Raw genomic sequence first — 15,155 nt, 5'->3', positions numbered from 1 at the left:
TCAACGCCCGACGGATGCGAACTCGCCGAAGCCCTGCAGCGTCGCCGCCTGGCGCAGTCGCAGCATTTCGGCATCCAGGCGCACACGCCGCTCCTGGTTGAACAAAAACGTCTGGATGGCCTCGCTGGCCTGCTCCAGGCTCAAGGCCTGGGTCCGGGAACTGTTGAGATAGAGGATGGTCAGCCCCGCGGAGAACGGGCTGACCATGGCGTCGCCATCCTTCATTGCCGCGATGGCATCGAGGTTGGCCATGGGCAGCTGCTCGGCCTTGCGCTCGGCCTTGCTGCCACTGAATTGCAGGCCGCGAGCCTTCAGATAGGCCAGGATCTCGTCGAGATTCCTGGCCGTCTTCAGCTTGGCCTTGATGGCCTCATGCTGGGCCGGCGCCGCCTCGACCTTCACTTCCCGGAGGTCGTAGATGCGGCGCTTGCTGAAGAGATGGGGATGCTCGTCGTAGAAGGCCTTGACCGCCTGCGGTGTCGGCAGGCTGGGCATCAACCCCAGGGCGTAATCATGCTTGGCGGTCCATTGCCCGACCTGTGCATTGAAGACGGCCAGGTCGCCCTGGGGCAACTCGGGCTCCAGGCCCAGGGCCACGACGCGCTGCCCGATCAGCACCGCGTCGATCGAGCGGTTCAGCAGTTCCTGCCGCGACAGGGGCTTGGATGCGATCTGCGCCGCGACGGCCTCGTTGAGCTGACGAGTCTCGATGGGGCGGCCATTCACCGTGACGGCGATGTCTGCGTCGGCCATGGCGGGCGCTGCCCAAGACGCCAGCTGCAGGCAGACCGCCGCGCAGGCCAGTGCCTTCATCCCGATACCCCGCATGCTTCCTCCCTGTTGCGCCTGTCCCGGCATTGACGGCGCGGATGATAGGAGGCGCGCGGCGCCGTTTCAGGGTCTTGGCTGGTCCATCCAGCCGGTCATGATCTTCACGGCCTCGGTCTCCATGCCGATGAAGCCGTGCCAGTGCAGGGCCTCGCAGGTATCGCCCGTCGGATCGGCGCCGCCGTCCACCATCACCAGCTTCTTCACCGGCGCGGCCGTCAGTCCCTTCAGGATGTAGCCGACGTCGCGCGGCAGCGTCTGCCGACATTGGTCCTTGGCATGGTGCAGCACCAGCACCGGCACGCGGAGGGCGGGGAGGTCCTGGCGTGGCACCGCGCCCGGCTTGTCCCAGGCGACGATGCTGGACGTCAGCACCAGGCCGGCGATGTCGCCCTGCAGGCGGATGGCCGCCGCCGTCGCCGACACCGTGCCGCGGCTGGTGCCCACCAGCCAGACCGGCACCGAGGATTTCTGCTTCACCGCCTTCAGCACCTCGCCGATGTCGGTCATGTGGGCGGCCGAGATGCGCTCGTTGTAGCCGAGGTCGGGCGTGTCGCCGGGCTTGCCGAAGATGGCCACGTTGTAGCCCTGGGTGAGGAAATCTCCCAGGGCCCGCACCAGGAAGTTGCGGCTCGTCGGCCGGCCAGCTTCCATGCGCCCGAAGCCGCCGGCGCCGCCAGGAAACAGCAGCACCGTCGCCTTGGCGCCCTCGGCTGCCTCCCAGAACACCGGCGTCACGACGCCCTCGCGGGTGGGGACATCGAAACGCTCGCCCGCGGCCTGCGCCCGACTCAAGGCCAACAGCGCCCAGACGATCAACAGCAATTTCGCGATCTTTTCCATGCGGCGGAGTTTCCAGCCTCAACCCCGAAAAGCAAGCCGATCTTGGCGCCTCGCTGCACTTAGGCTATGATCCAGGGCTTCGCCAAACCCGCAAGGGTCAAGCGTTCGGTTGCCACGCAAGTGGCAAGCGCTAGGCCGGCATAGCTCAGTTGGTAGAGCAGCGCATTCGTAATGCGAAGGTCGGGGGTTCGACTCCTCTTGCCGGCACCAAGAACAAGAAATGGACAAGGGCCTGATCTCGCGATCAGGCCCTTTGTTTTTGGGCGCCGGACACCGCCCTGCCCTGCGGCGTCCTCGGCGCTACCAAAGCTTCACACAGCTCCCGGTCAGCACGAAGGCGCCCGGCGAGGCCGCCAGGCTGCCTTCGGGCTCCACCGTCACCCCCAGACGGGGCACATTGAAGAGCAGCTTCTCGGAGGTGTCCGCCATCTCGATGGCGGCCGAGCCCTTGGCGGGCAGCGTGCCCAGCAGGAAGGGCGCACCGGACTTCGGCACGGCCCAAAGCCGCGCCACCATGCCCTGCGGCAAGTTCAACGGTGCCAGCACCTTGAGCGTCAACTGCTTGCCGTGGCGGCGCGAACTGGCGAGCACCATGGGCTTGTCCTGCTCGTCATGCAGCAGGCCGACATAGCTCTGCGGCAGCGCCTCGCTGCTCTCCTCCAGGCCCGCCCATTGCGGTGCGGACCGGAGCGTCAGCACTGCCACGAGCACACCTGCCGCGACCCCACCGAGTACTCGACCCGGTCGCCAGCGGGCCATGGATTGCCACCAGGAACGCTTGAGCTCGGCCGAGCCGAACAGCCTGCCCTCGATGCCAGCCCAGTTGCCCACCGGAGGCTGCAGCGGCACGTGGGACAGCTCCAGCACGGCAAGGCGTTCCTGCCAGGCCAGCACGGCCTGGCGCGCCTCGGCCGAGCCGCGCATGACGGACTCGAAGCGGCGGCGTGCGCGGCCGGCCAGCGTGCCCAGCACGTACTCGCGCGCGAGCCGGTCCAGCAATTCGGGGCGCAGATAGTTCATGCCTGCCTCATGCCGACGGCCTCGAGACACAGGCGCAGCTGCTCCAGCCCGCGGCGCACCCAGCCCTTGGCGGTGCCCAGGGGCGCGTTCATGGCGGCGGCGATGTCGGTGTGCACCAGGCCGCGGTAGTAGGCCAGGGCCAGAGCCTGGCGCTGCGACGAAGGCAGGCCGGCCATGCAGGCATGGATGCGCGCCTTGGCGAGGCTGCTCTCCAGCAGTTCGCCGGGCTCGCCTGAGGCATCGGCGGGCACCTCGTCAGCCGCGTCGTCCAGTTCGACGGTGGACGCGGCCTCGGTACGGCGCGAGCGCACGGCGTCGATGGCCTTGTTGCGAACGACGTTGATCATCCAGGTCATGGGCGTGCCGGCTTGGGCGTCAAAGGTCGCGGCCTGGCGCCAGATGTTCACATAGGCCTCCTGCAGCACCTCATCGGCCTTCTGCTCGTTCCTGAGCGTGCGCAAGGCGATGGAGTAGAGGTGAGAGCAGGTGGCGCGGTACACGCGCTCGAAGGCCGCGCGGTCACCCAGGGCCACGCGCGCCATCAGGGCCGGCAAGTCCTCAACGGCTGCCATGGCGGGCGATGGTGGGGCTGGGCTGGAACCGTGTCATGAGCTCTTTCTGAGGCGGCGCGATTCTGCTCACCGAGGCGCGAGGCGCAAAGCCACTTGTTTCGATGACGCCACGCGGCGCCGGGCTTGCGGTCTGGACTTACGAGAGCGGACGCGTTCCGGACGTGCGGACGACGAAGTTTTCTGCGGCGATACGCCCCCCACGTTCAAGGGGTAGTCCAGCGGATCCGCCAACTCGTAGGTCCTGGCGGTGCGCGCCGAAGCGCTTGCCCTTTCCCTCTCGTCCAATCCAGGAGCCCCCATGTCACTCGTTTCAAGCTGCAGCCGCATCTCCCTCTCGCTGGCCCTGATGGCCAGCATGGCGACGGCCGGCGCCGCCCCGGTGCTGATCAACGTCGACCCCTTCACCGGCAGCACCGCCCTCGCCACGCCCGGCCGCCAGGTCTTCTCGGGCCAGGAGCGTCTGCTTCCCGCCTTCTCCACCAGCCAGGACAGCTTCGTCTTCGACCTGGGCGCCTTCAGCGCCTACGCCGTCAGCGCACTGCACTTCCTGAACGCCCCCGCCAGCGCCATTCCCGGCTCGGGCTTCAACGTCATCGTGCTGCAGGACATCGACAACGACGGCAATCCCGCCACGCCCTTCGGTGCCGGCAACGCGGCCAGCCTCATCGCCGGCAAGGTCGACACCGACGGCGCGGGCTTCTTCATCTACAAGAACAGCGCGCTGGACGTGGACCGCCTCGTCTTCTCCACCAACCTGAACGACGCGACCGCCGACCTGAGCGTGCTCGCACGCATCACCTCGCCCACCGGCCAGGCGGCCATCGACGCCCTGCCCCGCTTCAGTGCGGAGAACTTCACCGTCGCCAGCGTCCCCGAGCCCTCGTCGCTGACCCTGCTCGGCGTCGGCCTCGCCGGCATCGCCGCCTTGCGCAAGCGTCACATCCAGGCTTGAACTCCCATCCCACCGCAACCGAGAGAAGCAACTCATGAAGTCCCTGCAAGCCCTGACCGCCGCCGCACTGGCCACCGCCCTCTTCATCCAGCCCGCGCAGGCCGCCGACACCATGGCCCCGATGGCCGCGCCCGCGGCCGCCGCCGATCCGCTGGCCAATGCCCGCACGATGATCGAATCGCGCCAATGGGCCGCGGCCCTGTCGGAGCTCAAGCGCGTGGATGCGCGCGACAGTGCCGACTGGAACAACCTGATGGGCTACACGCTGCGCAAGTCCGCCAACCCGGACCTGGCGGTCTCCGAGCGCCATTACGACGCGGCACTGCGCATCGACCCCCACCATCGCAATGCCCTCGAATACTCCGGCGAGCTCTATCTGATGAAGGGCGATCTCGCCAAGGCCCAGGCCCGCCTCACCGCGCTGGCAAGCGAGTGCAAGGCCGGCTGCACGCAACTCAGCGAGCTGAAGGACGCCATCGCGCGCTACCAGCAGAACGGCAACAACTACGTGGCCAAGGGCTGGTAGGCGAGTACAGGCCTTTGGCCTGCCGGGGCGGCAGTTTTTCGCGCTTGAAACGGCTGTTGCAAACGACTTCAGCCGGAGCGCGATAACGCACGCGCGCTGCGGGCTGCAGGCCGCTAGTCTGGCGGCACTGCAGTACCCCAAGCTCCCGAACACCATGGACAGCGCCAGCAAGGCTCCCACGCCCGGATTGCGTCAGAAACTCATCATCGCCGCCAGCGCCGCCGCCCTGCTGCTGGCCGCCCTCGGCCTGTCGACGCTGCATGAGCGCACGGCCAGCGAGGTGCAGGCGCGCAAGAACGCGACCGCCCTCGCCTTCGAGAAGACCCCCGAGCAATGGCTGGCCCACCCGCGCGAGGCCTCGGAATTCGAGCGTGCGCTGCAGGCCAAGAACGTCACGGCCGTCGGCGTCAGCGGCAGCCTGGTGCTCTACACCGACCGCGCCGGCCAGCAGTTCAGTACCCGCCTCATCGACTGCGGCCTGGGCTGCAGGAACGAGATCGGCTCGCGCCTGGGTGAATTCAGCGTGGCCCAGGGCTTTGCGCTGACCGACATCGACGTCGACGCCCGCACCGGCGGCCAGCGCCTGTTCGAGTCGCTGGAACGCGCAGGCCATGTGCTGGCCCCCATCCTGCTGATGCTGCTGGTGGCCGCGCCCCTGGTCTATCTGCAGATGCGCGGCTCGCTGGGCCAGCGCACCCGCCTAGCCGAAAAGCCCAGGACCCGCTTCGATGACGTCATCGGCGCCGAGGAGGCCAAGAAGGCCCTGCGCCGCGTGGCCGCCTTCATGAAGGATCCGAAGCAGTACGCGGCCGTCGGCGCCAAGGCGCCGCGCGGCGTGCTGCTCGACGGTCCGCCCGGCACCGGCAAGACCCTGCTGGCCAAGGCCCTGGCCGGCGAATGCGGCGCCAGCTTCATCAGCGTGGACGGCTCCTACTTCAGCTCCATGTTCTACGGCGCCGGCATCGGCAAGGTGAAGGAGCTGTTCAAGAAGGCCCGCGAGTCGGCGCCCTGCATCGTCTTCATCGACGAGATCGACGGCATCGGTCGGCGCAGCAGCGGCGCCGAGGCGCCCGGCGGCGGCGAGCAGGAACAGAACCGCATCATCAACCGCCTGCTGGTGGAGATGGACGGCTTCTCTTCGCTGGAGAACGTCGTCATCGTCGGCGCCACCAACCATGTCGACAACATCGACGCGGCCATGCGCCGCCCCGGCCGCTTCGACCTCATCGTGCGCACCACCATGCCGACCGTGCCCGAGCGCGAGCGGCTCTTCGGCCTCTATCTTGGCCAGATCCAGGCGGCCGCCGGCATGGACCTCGCCGCCATCGCCCGCACGGCGGCCACCATGTCGCCGGCCGACATCGCCAACTGCGTCAACCGCGCAGCGGCCTACGCAGCCGAGGCCGGCGAAGCCCTGGTGAGCCAGGAGCGGGTCTTCCAGTCGCTGGAGACTCACCAGCTCGGCGGCGAGGTGAGCAACGCCAGGAACGTCATCACGCCCGAGACCCTGCGCCGCATCGCCTTCCACGAGTCCGGTCATGCCCTGGTCGCCCATGTGCTGGAGGCCGGCAGCGTCGAGCGCGTCAGCATCGAGCCGCGCGGTCCGGCCCTGGGCGTGACCTATGTGACGCGCACCCACGAGGAGCCGCTGTACGGCGAGCGCGAACTGCGCAGCCGCCTGGCCATGATGCTGGCCGGCCGCGAGGCCGAGCTGATCGCCTTCGGCAACGCCTCCTCCGGCGCGGCCGACGACCTGAAGCGCGCGTCTGAGCTCGCCACCAACATGGTCGGCTCGCTGGGCTTCGGCAAGACCTTCGGCCTGCTCAGCATGGCCGGCGTGCCCAAGGAGCTCATCGGCCCCGACGTGCAGAAGTCGGTGCTGGACGAAGCCCGCGCCCTGCTGGAGAGCGCCCAGGCCGAATGCCGCCGCGTGCTGGAGGACCAGCGCGACCGCCTGGATGCGCTGACCGAACTGCTGCTTGGCCAGGAAACCGTCAGCGGCGCGCCGCTGAAACGGGTGCTGGCCGGCGAACCGGTCTAAGCCGCCGCCAGTACCGGTCGCGAGGCCGCGGCGCGCCGGGCTGGTGTCAGGCGGCGCTCGCGCTGCTGCCGCCTCTCGGGTGTGAAGCGCCAGTTCGCCAGCGCGGCCGCGATGTCGGGCACCCGGTGCACGTCCACCTCCACCAGCACGGCCCGGGGCAGGAGCTCGATCACCCGCGCGCCACGCGCGACTGCGACGGCGCCCGCCTTGCGCACCCCCTCATGGTCGACGGCGTTGTTGAAGAAGACATAACGCTCCGTCGTTGCTGACATGGGCCACCCGGTTCAAAACTGAAGAAAAGGCACGGCAAACCGCATGCCCGCCTCTTTGCCGCCGACACCTAGCGCCTCGGCGGCCACCGCTTCAGGACCTGGCGGCTCTTCCAGAAGCCGGCCCAGGGGTCCGACCTCTGCAGCGACAGGTGGTCACGCGCCGTCTTCACCGTCCACTGCGCGCCGCCCTTCAACTCGGCCAGCTGTTCCCAGGCCACCGGCATGGAGACCCCCAGGCCCGGCCGGGCGCGGGCCGAAAAGGCCGCCACCGTCGTCTGGCCGTGGCCATTGCGCAGATAGTCGATGAAGATCTTGCCGACGCGGTTGTTCGCGCCGCTCTTGGCGACGAAGCGCTGCGGGAGGGTTCGCGCCATATGCGCCACGACGGCATGGGTGAACGCCTTGGCCTCGGCGTCATCGACCTTGGGTTTCAGCGGCACCACCACATGCAGGCCCTTGCCGCCGCTGGTCTTGAGCCAGCTGCGCAGGCCCAGCTCCTCCAGCATGGTGCGGGTCAGCACCGCGGCCTCGCGCACATGCGCCCAGCTGACGCCCTCCCCAGGATCGAGGTCGAAGACGATGCGATCGGGCTGGGCGATGCGGGCAGTGGTGGAGTTCCAGGTGTGGAACTCGACGACATTCATCTGCGCCGCCGACACCAGGCCCTCGACGCTGTCCACCACCAGCAGCGGTTCATGCCCGGGCCACAGCGCGGCATCGAGCTGGCGTAGGCCCGGCATGTCCGTCTCGGCATGCTTCTGGAAGAAAAGCCGTCCCGCGATGCCGCGCGGCGCACGCACCAGCGACACGGGCCGCTCGCGCAGATGCGGCAGCAGCCAGTCGGCCACGCTCTCGTAATAGCGCACCAGGTCGAGCTTGGTCAGGCCCGAGCTGTCGTCGATGACGCGTTCGGGGTGGGACACCTTGAAGGCGGGCGCCTGGCGGCTGGCAGCGGGCATGGCTTCCTCGCGAACGATGAGCCGCGCCGGCTTGTCCTCGCGCAGGCCGCGAAAGCTCGCATGGCGGATATGGCCGTCGGGCGTCCATTCGCCGAAGGCGACCTCGACGACGAGTTGCGGCTTGACCCAGCGCTCGCGACCCCGCGCACGCCCGCCGCGCCGGCCGGGCGGCGCTGCCTCGGGCGCTACGGCCGGGCGCTTCGTTTCCAGCTTCACCAGCACGCGGTGCAGCTCGCGTCCCTGGGCCGACGACCAGCCGGTGCCGACCGCGCCGGCATGGCGCAGCCGGCCCTGCACGTCGTGATAGCCGAGCAGCAGCGCGCCGACTTCGCTCGGCGAGTTGCTGCGGTCGGTGAAGCCGAGGACGACGAACTCCTGGCGGCGCTGGCATTTCAGCTTCAGCCAGCTGTCGCTGCGCCGGCTCACATAGGGCGAATCGGCCCGTTTCAGGATGACGCCTTCCAGGCCGAGGCGGCAGGCGGCGTCCAGCACCTCGGTCGGCGGCGCCGGGAAGGCGTCGCTGAAGCGGATGCGTGGGCCCTCATGGCCCTCCAGCAACTCCCGCAGCACGGCGCGGCGGCTTTGCAGCGGCACCGCGCGCAGGTCGCGGTCGCCCAGGAAGGGCAGGTCGAAGAGGTAGAAGACGATGTCCTCGTTGCCCGCGCCGTCCATGGCGTCCTGCAGGCGGTTGAAGTCGGGCAGGCCGGCCTCGTTGAGCACCACGATCTCGCCATCCAGCCAGGCCTTGGCGATGCCGAGCTGCTCGACCTCGGCGGCCAGATGCTTGAGCCTGGCCGTCCAGTCGTTGCCGTTGCGCGTGATGAGGCGAGCCTTGCCGGCCGACAGCAGCACCAGCATGCGATAACCGTCGAACTTGTTCTCGACGATCCAGTTCCCGCCCGGAGGCACGGCTGCAGCCAGCGTCGCCAGCTGCGGCTCCAGCGCCTTGGGCAGGGTCGCCTTGACGGCCTTGGCGAGATCGGGCGCGGCGGGCGCCTCACGCCCCTCGCGCTCCTCGGCCAATCCCAACGGCGTCTCGACCACGCTGTCCGGCAGGGCCGTCACGACGTCGACCTCGCGGGTCGGCCGCGCCCACGCGTCGCCCTTCTTCTTCAGCAGCAGCCAGGCCTCCTGGCGGTCACCAGGCTTGGCGATGCGCACCAGCTCCCACAGGCCGGCCAGCTTCTCGCCATGCAGCTGGAAGACCAGCTTGCCCTGGGCCAGGCCCTCGTGCGGGTCGCCAACGGGCGCCCATTCACCGCGGTCCCAGATGATGACGCGGCCCGCGCCGTAGTGGCCCTTGGGGATCTCGCCTTCGAACTGGTTGTAGCTGACCGGATGGTCCTCCACCCGCACCGCCATGTGCTTGACGGCCGGGTCGCAGCTGGGGCCCTTGGGCACGACCCAGCTCAGCATGACGCCGTCGAGCTCGAGGCGGAAGTCGTAGTGCAGCCGCGAGGCCCAGTGCTTTTGCACGACGAAGACCAGGGCCTTGGCCTTCTTGCGCCCGACGCGACCCTCGGGCTCGGCCGTAGCGCTGAAGTCGCGCTTGGCGTTGTAGCGCGCCAGCGGCACTTCGGGCTCGGCGGGCCGGGCTCGGGCCATGGGCTAGCGCGTGCCTTCCTTCAGGTAGTGCTCGACCTCGTCGGCATGGTCGCCGACAAGCAGCACCGTCTCGCGCAACCGTTCGATGGACACGCCGAACTTCGCAGCCCAGTCGCGCAGCTCATGGTCCTCGTTCACGTTGATGCGCTGGCGGTCCTGGCCGCCGATCTTGCTCTTGTCATCTGCCATGGGAATTCTCCAATCAACGGTTCAGCGGTGGGCCCGCGCGCGCTTGGGCGCGGGCTCGCTCTCGGTTCGTTTGGCCACGGCCTTCTTGCGGGCCGGCAGCGGCGTGACCTTGGCGGAAGTCCTGGTGCTGGTCTTGGCCGCAGGCTTCTTGCCCAGGCTGGCGCGCAGGGCGTCCATCAGGTCGATGACCTGGCCACCGCCGACCGGTCCATGCTCCTCGCGCGAGGAGGTGACGATCTTCCTGCCCTTGACCTTTTCCTCGATGGCCGCCAGCACCCTCTCCTTCTCCTCGTCGTGGAACTGCTCGGGGTCAAAACCGTCCGCGGCGATCTGCTCGACCAGTTGCAGGGCGAGTTGCAACTCGGGCTTGGAAACCGCAGTCTTGGGGATGTCCAAGGCGGCCAGCGACCTGACTTCAGCCGAATAGCGCAGCTGCTGCAGGATCAGGCCGTCCTCGTTGGCCCTCACCTGGGCCACGTACTGCTTGGCCTTCCACGGCCACTTGGCCAGCGCGCAGCGGCCGGACTGGCGCAGCGCCTCGGCCAGCAGGGCATAGGGCTTGTCGCCGCGCTTGTCGGGCGCGAGCAGATAGCTCTTGTCGTAGTAGAGCGGGTCGATGGACGCCAGCGGCACGAAGCTGACGATCTGGACGACGTGGCTGCTGCCCTCTTCCAGCTGCTTGAGCTCGTCGGGCGTGAAAAGGACGAACTGGTTGTCCTCGATCTCGTAGCCCTTGACCATGTCCTTGCGCTCGACGACCTTGCGGGTGCGCTCGTTGACGTACTGCTGCCTGAGCCGCGAGCCGTCCCGGTCCAGCAGGTTGAAGCGGATGTCGGCGCCGCTCTCGGTCGCCGAGAACAGGCGCACGGGCACGTTGACGAGGCCGAAGCTCAGGGTCAGCGAGGCAATGGAGCGGGTCGAGGTGGCCATGGGATCTCCTGTCGTCTGCGCGAGGCTGGCCCACCGGCAAGCGCGGGCCCTCAAAGCCATGGCAAGGCTCATGCCCGGGACCGGGCACGCCGTTTGCCAGCGTCTGCACTCATGGCTTCATGCCGTCCCTTCACCCCAAGACACCACCCGCGAAAGCTCCGGCCATGATGTCCCTGCCCCACAACCCCTCCAGCCTGTCGACAATGCTCGATCTGCAACGGCCCGTCGCCCGCGCACCGCAGCGCCCCTGTCTCTTCATCGATAAGGACGGCACGCTGGTCGAGAACGTGCCGGGAGGCCACGTCGATCCCCTGCTGCTGCGCTTCCTGCCCGGCGCTGGCGAGGCGCTGGCCCGGCTGCAGTCGGCGGGCCTGGCCCTGGTGATCGTGACCAACCAGAGCGGCCTGGCCCGCGGCCGCTTCACGCGCGCCGAGTTCGCCAGGCTGCAGCAGGTTCTGCTGCAACGCCTGAAGGAAGAGTTCGGCGTGCACGTCGACGGCGTCGAGGTCTGCCCCCACGGCCCGGACAGCGAAGGCCGGCCGGCCTGCCTGTGCCGCAAGCCGGCACCGGGCATGCTGATCCGCGCCGCCCACCGCCACGGTCTGGATCTCAAGCGCTCCTGGATGGTGGGCGACACGCTGGACGACGTCGAGGCCGGCCACCGGGCCGGAGCCGGCGGCCTGCTGCTGGACACTGGCGGCGAGACTGCCTGGCGCCGCTCGCCGCTGCGCGAGCCCGATGCCCGCTTCTTCGACTGGCCGGCCCTGGCCACCTACCTCGAGAAGCTGGCCGGTGGCCTGGTGCGCGCCCAGGCTGACTGGCTGCCGCGACCGCACGGCGGCTACGCGTCGGCACAACCGGTCGGCTGACCGCATCGGCAAGCGAATAAAGGCCGCCGGGCCCTGAAGCCCGGCGGCACGACTGGAACGCCGCTGGCGATCAGGGCTTGCGGTTGTCGCGAGCGTCCTTGACGGCCTCGCGCAGGTCGCCCAAGGCCTTCTGGGCCTTGCCTTCGACCTGGGTCGCGGCACCCTTGACCTGCTGCTCGGTGCTGCCAATGGCCTCGCCCAGCTTGCGCTGCGCCTTGCCGGCGACGTCCTTGACGCTGCCCTTGATCTGGTCGCTGTTCATGATGTGCTCCTTTACGCCAACCCCTGGCGGACTGCCTGAGGAATGGCCATCAGACTAAGCGTTAGAGACAGGCCCCGGCGCCAGCCTCGACCGGGTCTGCCGGTGGGTCTGGTCCTACGCCCAGGCCGCGTCCGCTCTTCCTACGCGCGGGCCGGGCCCCGTCTGCTGTTTCATCGCCGCCTGTGCGGCCATGCTTTGCCTACCCCTTCACTCACAGGAGAACACCATGGGCAAATACCTCCTCGCCTGGCTGCTCGGCGTGCCGGGCATCGTGCTGCTGCTGGTCTATCTGTTCTTCCACTGACGCACGGCCGCAGGGCCCGGCATGCCGGGCCCTGCGGCGGCTGTCGGGCACCCGTCTTGCCTGATGCAGGCATGAAGACCCCCTTCTCCCTCCTGTTGTTGCCCCTGGCCGTCGCCGCCTGCGGCGAGACCACGCGGCTGCCGCCCAATGCCGACGTCGGCCCGCGCCCCACCCTGGTCGAGCCGGTGCAGACGCTGGTGCCGACGGCCCACGTCGCCAGCACCCGTCCCTGGACGGCCGGCGAGACGCCGACCGCTGCCGCCGGTCTGCGGGCCCTGGCCTTCGCCAGCGGCCTGGAGCACCCGCGCTGGCTGCTGGTGCTGCCCAACGGCGACGTACTCGTCGCCGAGACGAATGCGCCGCCGCGGCCCGAAGAGGGCCAGGGCCTCAAGGGCTGGGTCATGAAGAAGCTGATGGCCAAGGCTGGCTCGGCCACGCCCAGCGCCAACCGCATCACGCTGCTGCGCGACGCCGATGGCGACGGCCGCGCCGAAGTCCGCACGGTCTTCCTGCACGACCTGAACTCCCCCTTCGGCATGGCGCTGGTGGGCGACCGCTTCTATGTGGCCAACACCGACGCCGTCTGGGAATACGCCTACACGCCCGGCCAGACCCAACTGGCCGGCCCGGGCCGCAAGCTGGCCGACCTGCCCGCCGGCACGCGCAACCACCACTGGACCAAGAGCCTCATCGCCAGCCCCGACGGCAGCAAGCTCTACGCCACCGTGGGCTCCAACAGCAATGCCGCCGAGAACGGCATCGACGCCGAGCAGGGCCGGGCGGCCATCTGGGAGATCGACCGCGCGACCGGCAGCAAGCGCCTCTTCGCCACCGGCCTGCGCAACCCCAACGGCATGGCCTGGATGGCCGCGTCGGACGGCGCGCCGGTGCTGTGGACGGTGGCCAACGAGCGCGACGAACTGGGCAGCGACCTGGTACCCGACTACCTGACCTCGGTGAAGGACGGTGGCTTCTACGGCTGGCCCTACAGCTGGTACGGCAGCCATGTCGACACGCGCGTGCAGCCGCAGCGGCCCGACCTCGTCGCCAGCGCCCTGGTGCCCGACTACGCGCTGGGCGCCCACGTCGCCGCGCTGGGCCTGACGGCGGCGGGCTCCAGCCCCTTGCAGCGGATGCTCCCGGGCGGCGCCGCGGACGGCGTCTTCATCGGCATGCACGGCTCGTGGAACCGCCAGCCCTTCTCGGGCTACAAGGTGGTCTATGTGCCCTTCGCCGAAGGCCGTCCCCAGGGCCTGCCCATCGATGTGCTGACGGGCTTTCTCGGCGACAACGGCGAGGCCCGGGGCCGCCCGGTCGGGGTCGCCATCGATGCGCGCGGCGCGCTGCTGGTGGCCGATGACGTCGGCAACACGGTGTGGCGGGTGGCACCGCGCTGACGCAAGCTCAGGCCACGCGCCGGCGCCGGTCCACGGCCTCGATCTTCAGCATCTGCCGGTACTTGGTGACGGTGCGGCGCGCCACCACCAGGCCCTGCTGCGCCAGCTGCCGCGTGATCTCGGCGTCCGACAGCGGCGTGTCCGGGCTCTCGGCCTCGATGATGTCCTTGATGAGGCCGCGGATGGCCGTGCCCGAGCAGGCGCTGCCGTTGGCGCTGATCATGGCGCGGCTGAAGAAGTACTTCAGCTCCAGCACGCCGACCGGCGTGGCCATGTATTTGTTGTTGGTCACCCGCGAGACGGTGCTCTCGTGGATGCCCACCTCCTCGGCGATCTCCTTCAGGCCCAGCGGCTTCATGGCCATGGCGCCGTAGTCGAGGAAGTTGTGCTGGCGCCTGACGATGGCCTCGGCCACGTCCAGGATGGTGGAGAAGCGCTGCTCGACGTTGCGCAGCGTCCAGCGCGCCTCCTGCAGATGGGCGCCGAGTTCGGCATTGGCCCCCGTGCGGTGGCGCTGGAAGAGATTGGCATAGACCTGGTTGAGCCTGACCTTGGGCACGATGGCCGGGTTGAGCTGCACGGTCCAGCGGTCGCGCACCTTCCTGACGATGACGTCGGGCACGACATAGGCCACCTGCGAGGACCCGAAGCGCCAGCCCGGCCGCGGATCCAGGCGGCGGATGCGGTCGCAGACGGCCTCGATGCGCGCCGGCGACTCGTCCAGCTGCCGGGCCAGGGTCGCCACGTCACGCGCGGCCAGCGCCGGCAGGTGGTCGGTGACGATGGCCTGGGCCAGCTGGCGCATCTCGGGGCAATCGATGCCCGGCAGCTGCAGCAGCAGGCATTCGCCGACGTCGCGCGCGGCGACGCCCGCCGGATCCAGCGACTGCACCAGTTTCAGCGCGAACTGCAGTTCCTGCAGTTCGGGTGCCGGGTCCAGCCCGACGACGACGTCGACCAGCTCCCGCAGCGGCGTGCGCAGATAGCCATCGTCGTCCAGCGACTCGACGATGATGCGCGCCAGCGTGAGGTCGCGCTCCGACAGCGGCAGCACGTTCAGCTGTCCGTGCAGATGCGTCGTCAGCGAGGTCTCGACGGCCATCATGTCCAGCGCGCTGAGCTCGCCGTCCTCGGCCCGGCGCGGCCCCGTGCCGTCGGCGGTCCAGAGATCGCGGTCGCTGCCTTCCTCGTTGACGGCGGTGACGTCCACGTCGGCCGGAACGGCGGACAGATCGGCCCCGGCTTCGGCCACGCCGGCGTCGGCATCGTCCATCAGGCTGGACAGGCTCGACAGCTCGGGCGCGCCGGCCGATGTACCCGCGTCGGCCAGCGGCAGGGCGGCCTCCTCGCCTTCGCTGCCGTCACCGTCCTCGGCCTCGAGGAAGGGATTGCGACCCAGCGTGTCCCGCAGCATGGCCGCAAAGTCCAGCGACGACATCTGCAGCAGACGCACGGCATGCTGCAGTCGGGGCGACAGGGTCTGGGTTTGCCGGTGGTCGGCACGGAGGTCCAGAGACGGCACGAGGCTTCCTCTTGCGGGGTCGGGGCATGCCGCGTCCTTGCGAGAAGACGCGGCCCAGGCCCTG

15 protein-coding genes and 1 tRNA gene are annotated in these 15,155 nt (G+C 69.3%); 6 read left to right on the top strand and 10 right to left on the bottom strand.

Annotation, left to right across the window (positions count from 1 at the left end; genetic code table 11):
* Together AC3WOE_RS23620 and AC3WOE_RS23615 are read right to left on the bottom strand one after the other, a co-directional pair.
* The gene (locus AC3WOE_RS23620; RefSeq protein ID WP_492693837.1) at nt 1-813 is read right to left on the bottom strand and encodes an EpsD family peptidyl-prolyl cis-trans isomerase; all 813 of its coding nucleotides are present in this window, start codon (nt 811-813) and stop codon (nt 1-3) included.
* Between the two features lie 81 nt (nt 814-894).
* Nucleotides 895-1,671: an alpha/beta hydrolase gene (locus tag AC3WOE_RS23615; protein ID WP_492693836.1), complete on the bottom strand. Its 777-nt coding sequence runs from the start codon at nt 1,669-1,671 to the stop codon at nt 895-897.
* A gap of 134 nt (nt 1,672-1,805) precedes the next feature.
* On the opposite strand from AC3WOE_RS23615, the gene AC3WOE_RS23610 reads away from it, so the two are divergent.
* Nucleotides 1,806-1,881, top strand: a tRNA-Thr gene (locus AC3WOE_RS23610).
* Between the two features lie 90 nt (nt 1,882-1,971).
* On the opposite strand, the gene AC3WOE_RS23605 is transcribed toward AC3WOE_RS23610, so the two are convergent.
* Nucleotides 1,972-2,691, bottom strand: a complete 720-nt coding sequence (locus AC3WOE_RS23605; RefSeq protein WP_492693835.1) for an anti-sigma factor — start codon at nt 2,689-2,691, stop codon at nt 1,972-1,974.
* Nucleotides 2,688-3,263 (bottom strand): sigma-70 family RNA polymerase sigma factor, encoded by a 576-nt coding sequence (locus AC3WOE_RS23600; protein ID WP_492693834.1) that lies wholly within the window; start codon nt 3,261-3,263, stop codon nt 2,688-2,690. Before AC3WOE_RS23600 ends, AC3WOE_RS23605 begins: the two co-directional genes overlap by 4 nt.
* Nucleotides 3,264-3,561: 298 nt before the next feature.
* Between AC3WOE_RS23600 and AC3WOE_RS23595 the strand changes: the two genes are divergently transcribed.
* The 3 genes from AC3WOE_RS23595 to AC3WOE_RS23585 all read left to right on the top strand — a co-directional run bounded on the left by AC3WOE_RS23595 (nt 3,562) and on the right by AC3WOE_RS23585 (nt 6,782).
* The gene (locus AC3WOE_RS23595) at nt 3,562-4,215 is read left to right on the top strand and encodes a PEP-CTERM sorting domain-containing protein (protein WP_492693833.1); all 654 of its coding nucleotides are present in this window, start codon (nt 3,562-3,564) and stop codon (nt 4,213-4,215) included.
* Nucleotides 4,216-4,249: 34 nt separating this feature from the next.
* Nucleotides 4,250-4,741, top strand: coding sequence for a tetratricopeptide repeat protein (locus AC3WOE_RS23590; protein ID WP_492693832.1), 492 nt, complete (start codon nt 4,250-4,252; stop codon nt 4,739-4,741).
* Between the two features lie 154 nt (nt 4,742-4,895).
* Nucleotides 4,896-6,782, top strand: coding sequence for an AAA family ATPase (locus AC3WOE_RS23585; protein WP_492693831.1), 1,887 nt, complete (start codon nt 4,896-4,898; stop codon nt 6,780-6,782).
* On the opposite strand, the gene AC3WOE_RS23580 is transcribed toward AC3WOE_RS23585, so the two are convergent.
* From AC3WOE_RS23580 to ku, 4 genes are all read right to left on the bottom strand, one after another.
* A complete protein-coding gene (locus tag AC3WOE_RS23580; protein ID WP_492693830.1) occupies nt 6,779-7,054 on the bottom strand; it encodes a hypothetical protein in 276 nt (91 codons plus the stop codon). The two genes, AC3WOE_RS23585 and AC3WOE_RS23580, sit on opposite strands and share 4 nt — an antisense overlap.
* 68 nt (nt 7,055-7,122) lie before the next feature.
* The gene (gene ligD / locus AC3WOE_RS23575; RefSeq protein WP_492693829.1) at nt 7,123-9,618 is read right to left on the bottom strand and encodes a DNA ligase D; all 2,496 of its coding nucleotides are present in this window, start codon (nt 9,616-9,618) and stop codon (nt 7,123-7,125) included.
* A 3-nt stretch (nt 9,619-9,621) separates the two neighbouring features.
* Nucleotides 9,622-9,807 carry a DUF3606 domain-containing protein gene (locus AC3WOE_RS23570; protein ID WP_492693828.1) on the bottom strand — a complete coding sequence of 62 codons (186 nt, stop codon included), beginning with the start codon at nt 9,805-9,807 and terminating at the stop codon, nt 9,622-9,624.
* A 21-nt stretch (nt 9,808-9,828) separates the two neighbouring features.
* Nucleotides 9,829-10,737: a non-homologous end joining protein Ku gene (ku, locus tag AC3WOE_RS23565; RefSeq protein ID WP_492693827.1), complete on the bottom strand. Its 909-nt coding sequence runs from the start codon at nt 10,735-10,737 to the stop codon at nt 9,829-9,831.
* Nucleotides 10,738-10,901: 164 nt separating this feature from the next.
* On the opposite strand from ku, the gene AC3WOE_RS23560 reads away from it, so the two are divergent.
* A complete protein-coding gene (locus tag AC3WOE_RS23560) occupies nt 10,902-11,606 on the top strand; it encodes a D-glycero-alpha-D-manno-heptose-1,7-bisphosphate 7-phosphatase (RefSeq protein WP_492693826.1) in 705 nt (234 codons plus the stop codon).
* A 70-nt stretch (nt 11,607-11,676) separates the two neighbouring features.
* Here the strand turns inward: AC3WOE_RS23560 and AC3WOE_RS23555 are convergent, their stop codons facing one another.
* Nucleotides 11,677-11,868 carry a CsbD family protein gene (locus AC3WOE_RS23555; protein WP_492693825.1) on the bottom strand — a complete coding sequence of 64 codons (192 nt, stop codon included), beginning with the start codon at nt 11,866-11,868 and terminating at the stop codon, nt 11,677-11,679.
* A 375-nt stretch (nt 11,869-12,243) separates the two neighbouring features.
* Here AC3WOE_RS23555 and AC3WOE_RS23550 point away from each other — a divergent pair, with 375 nt between their 5' ends.
* Nucleotides 12,244-13,569, top strand: a complete 1,326-nt coding sequence (locus tag AC3WOE_RS23550) for a PQQ-dependent sugar dehydrogenase (RefSeq protein ID WP_492693824.1) — start codon at nt 12,244-12,246, stop codon at nt 13,567-13,569.
* A gap of 7 nt (nt 13,570-13,576) precedes the next feature.
* Here the strand turns inward: AC3WOE_RS23550 and rpoN are convergent, their stop codons facing one another.
* On the bottom strand, nt 13,577-15,091 hold the full coding sequence (gene rpoN / locus AC3WOE_RS23545; RefSeq protein ID WP_492693823.1) for an RNA polymerase factor sigma-54: 1,515 nt from the start codon (nt 15,089-15,091) through the stop codon (nt 13,577-13,579).
* Between the last annotated feature and the right edge of the window lie 64 nt (nt 15,092-15,155).

It is taken from the genome of Roseateles sp. FW305-36, assembly GCF_058787015.1.
Note: the sequence above shows the minus strand (reverse complement) of the source record. Positions and strands in the feature narration are given on the sequence as shown.

Excerpts from the sequence above, each read along its gene's own strand:
- AC3WOE_RS23620 (WP_492693837.1), bottom strand. The coding sequence starts at position 813 with ATGAAGGCACTGGCCTGCGCGGCGGTCTGCCTGCAGCTGGCGTCTTGG.
- AC3WOE_RS23615 (WP_492693836.1), bottom strand. The coding sequence starts at position 1,671 with ATGGAAAAGATCGCGAAATTGCTGTTGATCGTCTGGGCGCTGTTGGCC.
- AC3WOE_RS23605 (WP_492693835.1), bottom strand. The coding sequence starts at position 2,691 with ATGAACTATCTGCGCCCCGAATTGCTGGACCGGCTCGCGCGCGAGTAC.
- AC3WOE_RS23600 (WP_492693834.1), bottom strand. The coding sequence starts at position 3,263 with ATGGCAGCCGTTGAGGACTTGCCGGCCCTGATGGCGCGCGTGGCCCTG.
- AC3WOE_RS23595 (WP_492693833.1), top strand. The coding sequence starts at position 3,562 with ATGTCACTCGTTTCAAGCTGCAGCCGCATCTCCCTCTCGCTGGCCCTG.
- AC3WOE_RS23590 (WP_492693832.1), top strand. The coding sequence starts at position 4,250 with ATGAAGTCCCTGCAAGCCCTGACCGCCGCCGCACTGGCCACCGCCCTC.
- AC3WOE_RS23585 (WP_492693831.1), top strand. The coding sequence starts at position 4,896 with ATGGACAGCGCCAGCAAGGCTCCCACGCCCGGATTGCGTCAGAAACTC.
- AC3WOE_RS23580 (WP_492693830.1), bottom strand. The coding sequence starts at position 7,054 with ATGTCAGCAACGACGGAGCGTTATGTCTTCTTCAACAACGCCGTCGAC.
- ligD (WP_492693829.1), bottom strand. The coding sequence starts at position 9,618 with ATGGCCCGAGCCCGGCCCGCCGAGCCCGAAGTGCCGCTGGCGCGCTAC.
- AC3WOE_RS23570 (WP_492693828.1), bottom strand. The coding sequence starts at position 9,807 with ATGGCAGATGACAAGAGCAAGATCGGCGGCCAGGACCGCCAGCGCATC.
- ku (WP_492693827.1), bottom strand. The coding sequence starts at position 10,737 with ATGGCCACCTCGACCCGCTCCATTGCCTCGCTGACCCTGAGCTTCGGC.
- AC3WOE_RS23560 (WP_492693826.1), top strand. The coding sequence starts at position 10,902 with ATGATGTCCCTGCCCCACAACCCCTCCAGCCTGTCGACAATGCTCGAT.
- AC3WOE_RS23555 (WP_492693825.1), bottom strand. The coding sequence starts at position 11,868 with ATGAACAGCGACCAGATCAAGGGCAGCGTCAAGGACGTCGCCGGCAAG.
- AC3WOE_RS23550 (WP_492693824.1), top strand. The coding sequence starts at position 12,244 with ATGAAGACCCCCTTCTCCCTCCTGTTGTTGCCCCTGGCCGTCGCCGCC.